The sequence below is a fragment of the Flavobacterium sp. LC2016-12 genome, assembly GCF_015351595.1.
Classification (GTDB): domain Bacteria; phylum Bacteroidota; class Bacteroidia; order Flavobacteriales; family Flavobacteriaceae; genus Flavobacterium.
Genome location: NZ_JADKPT010000021.1, coordinates 1 through 3,098 on the forward strand (window position 1 = coordinate 1; position 3,098 = coordinate 3,098).

At 48.7% G+C, this 3,098-nt stretch carries 2 rRNA genes; both read right to left on the bottom strand.

Features of this window, described 5'->3' with window-relative positions:
- Positions 1-80, bottom strand: a 5S ribosomal RNA gene (gene rrf / locus IRZ99_RS21065); the annotation flags it as partial.
- 129 nt (positions 81-209) lie between these two features.
- Positions 210-3,090: ribosomal RNA gene (locus tag IRZ99_RS21070) — 23S ribosomal RNA — on the bottom strand.
- Positions 3,091-3,098: the final 8 nt, after the last annotated feature.

A 3,098-nucleotide genomic window follows, 5' to 3' on the forward strand; every position in this document is an offset into this window, starting at 1 on the left:
TGCAGTACCATCTGCGCAGGCGGGCTTAACTACTCTGTTCGGGATGGGAAGAGGTGAGCCCCGCCGCAATAACCACCTTAAGGTCGTTTTGCAATGGGTATTCCGATTTATCGGAACAACATTACAGAATATCTTAACATACTGAGATAAAGAAAAAGTATTGATTTAGAAAGTTTCTTCTCCCCGATTTGCATCGGGGAGAAAAGGGTGTACATAAGCTTACGGATTATTAGTACTACTCGACTATGACATTACTGCCTTTACATCTATAGCCTATCAACGTGGTCATCTTCCACGATCCTTAAAAGAAATCTCATCTTGTGGTGGGTTTCGCGCTTATATGCTTTCAGCGCTTATCCCTTCCAAACGTAGCTACTCTGCGGTGCCCCTGGCGGGACAACAGATACACTAGAGGTTTGTCCAATTCGGTCCTCTCGTACTAGAATCAGATCCACTCAAATTTCTAACGCCCACAGTAGATAGAGACCGAACTGTCTCACGACGTTCTGAACCCAGCTCGCGTGCCACTTTAATGGGCGAACAGCCCAACCCTTGGGACCTTCTCCAGCCCCAGGATGTGACGAGCCGACATCGAGGTGCCAAACCCCCCCGTCGATATGAGCTCTTGGGGGAGATCAGCCTGTTATCCCCGGCGTACCTTTTATCCTTTGAGCGATGGCCCTTCCATGCGGAACCACCGGATCACTATGCTCTACTTTCGTACCTGATCGACCTGTATGTCTCTCAGTCAAGCTCCCTTATGCCATTGCACTCTACGCACGGTTACCAAGCGTACTGAGGGAACCTTTAGAAGCCTCCGTTACTCTTTTGGAGGCGACCACCCCAGTCAAACTACCCACCAAGCAATGTCCCCCACAATATGGGGTTAGGCCTCAGATAAACAAAGGGTTGTATTTCAACAATGACTCCACAACGCCTGGCGACGCCACTTCACAGTCTCCAACCTATCCTACACATCATTTATCCAAGGTCAATACTAAGCTATAGTAAAGGTGCACAGGGTCTTTTCGTCCCACTGCGGGTAAACGGCATCTTCACCGTTACTACAATTTCACCGAGCTCATGGCTGAGACAGTGTCCAGATCGTTACACCATTCGTGCAGGTCGGAACTTACCCGACAAGGAATTTCGCTACCTTAGGACCGTTATAGTTACGGCCGCCGTTTACTGGGGCTTCAATTCAATGCTTCTCCGAAGATAACATCTCCTCTTAACCTTCCAGCACCGGGCAGGTGTCAGGCCCTATACTTCATCTTACGATTTTGCAGAGCCCTGTGTTTTTGATAAACAGTCGCCTGGACCTCTTCACTGCGGCCAGCTTGCGCTGGCGACCTTTCTCCCGAAGTTACAGGTCTATTTTGCCTAATTCCTTAGCCATGAATCTCTCGAGCACCTTAGGATTCTCTCCTCAACTACCTGTGTCGGTTTACGGTACTGGTACTAATTACCTGAAGTTTAGAGGTTTTTCTTGGAAGCCCTTAGGCGCACTATCTCTTTGTCCGAAGACTCCGAGTACTATCGTATTTCCCCAAGATCTGTGGATTTGCCTGCAGATCTTATAGGTAGGTACTTCAACGAACTATTCCGTCAGTTCGCGGCGCTTTCATCACTCCGTCACCCCATCACAGTAATTAGTAGTACGGGAATATTAACCCGTTAGCCATCGACTGTCCCTTTCGGGTTCGCCTTAGGACCAGACTAACCCACAGCTGATTAGCATAGCTGTGGAAACCTTAGTTTTTCGGTGTGCGGGTTTCTCGCCCGCATTATCGTTACTTATGCCTACATTTTCTTTTCCAGCCAGTCCAGCATACCTTACGATACACCTTCAACCCTGCTGGAATGCTCCCCTACCACTTACAGTAAACTGTAAATCCATAGCTTCGGTAATACGCTTATGCCCGATTATTATCCATGCTCGTCCGCTCGACTAGTGAGCTGTTACGCACTCTTTAAATGAATGGCTGCTTCCAAGCCAACATCCTAGCTGTCTGGGCAGACAAACCTCGTTCTTTCAACTTAGCGTATATTTGGGGACCTTAGCTGATGGTCTGGGTTCTTTCCCTCTCGGACTTGGACCTTAGCACCCAAGCCCTCACTGCTGAGAAACATTATATAGCATTCGGAGTTTGTCAGGAATTGGTAGGCGGTGAAGCCCCCGCATCCAATCAGTAGCTCTACCTCTATATAACTTAAATTCAGCGCTGCACCTAAATGCATTTCGGGGAGTACGAGCTATTTCCGAGTTTGATTGGCCTTTCACCCCTACCCACAGGTCATCCGAAGACTTTTCAACGTCAACCGGTTCGGACCTCCACTGTGTGTTACCACAGCTTCATCCTGCCCATGGGTAGATCACACGGTTTCGCGTCTAACACTACTGACTAAAGCGCCCTATTCAGACTCGCTTTCGCTACGGATCCGTGGCTTAACCACTTAACCTTGCCAGCAACGTTAACTCGTAGGCTCATTATGCAAAAGGCACGCCGTCACCCCACGAAAGGGCTCCGACCGCTTGTAAGCGTATGGTTTCAGGATCTATTTCACTCCGTTATTCACGGTTCTTTTCACCTTTCCCTCACGGTACTGGTTCACTATCGGTCTCTCAGGAGTATTTAGCCTTAGCGGATGGTCCCGCCAAATTCAGACAGGGTTTCACGTGCCCCGCCCTACTCAGGATACCACTATCTATTATACTCGTTACCCATACGGGGCTATCACCCTCTATGGCGTCACTTTCCAGTAACTTCCGGTTCCTTGTACATAAAATATCGTGGTCCTACAACCCCAACATTGCCGTAACAACATTGGTTTGGGCTAATCCGCGTTCGCTCGCCACTACTTACGGAATCACTTTTGTTTTCTTCTCCTCCGCCTACTTAGATGTTTCAGTTCAGCGGGTTTGCCCACCTATCGGTGTACTATGTCTTCAACATAGTGGGTTGCCCCATTCAGGTATTTACGGATCAATTCGTGTGTGCCGATCCCCGTAACTTTTCGCAGCTTATCACGCCTTTCATCGCCTCTGAGAGCCAAGGCATCCCCCATACGCCCTTATTTTGCTTATTGTACCAATC